The following is a 624-nucleotide window of genomic DNA, read 5'->3' as shown; positions in this document are numbered from 1 at the left end:
TGCGTTGGTGTCGCGGATCAAGATCATGGCCCAGCTCGATATCGCCGAAAAACGCCTGCCCCAGGACGGACGCATTGCCTTGCGCGTGGCCGGGCGGCCGATTGATATTCGGGTGTCGACAGTGCCCACCGGGCACGGCGAGCGCGTGGTGATGCGTTTGCTCGACAAGCAGGCCGGGCGTTTGCAGTTGGAAACCCTGGGCATGGAAGCGCAGTTGCTGGCGCGCCTCGATACGTTGATCCGCCAGCCCCACGGCATCGTGCTGGTCACCGGGCCGACCGGCAGCGGCAAGACCACCAGCCTTTATGCGGCGTTGGCGCGGTTGGACGCGAGCACCAGCAATATCCTCACCGTGGAAGACCCGGTGGAGTATGACTTGCCGGGCATCAGCCAGATCCAGGTCAACGCCAAGATCGACATGACCTTCGCGCTGGCACTGCGGGCGATCCTGCGCCAGGACCCGGACATCATCATGATCGGCGAAATCCGCGACCTGGAGACCGCGCAAATCGCCGTGCAGGCCTCGCTCACCGGGCACCTGGTGCTGGCCACCTTGCACACCAACGACGCGGTTTCCGCCGTCAACCGCTTGATCGACATGGGCGTCGAGCCGTTCCTGTTGGC

Annotated in this window: 1 protein-coding gene; it reads left to right on the top strand. The window is 64.6% G+C overall.

Features of this window, described 5'->3' with window-relative positions; genetic code table 11:
• Window positions 1-624: GspE/PulE family protein (locus IQK56_RS30695; RefSeq protein ID WP_193901979.1), on the top strand; the 624-nt coding region annotated here is incomplete at both ends.

It is taken from the genome of Pseudomonas cyclaminis (genome assembly GCF_015163715.1).
GTDB lineage: Bacteria > Pseudomonadota > Gammaproteobacteria > Pseudomonadales > Pseudomonadaceae > Aquipseudomonas > Aquipseudomonas cyclaminis.
This window is presented reverse-complemented; position numbering and strand designations above follow the sequence as displayed.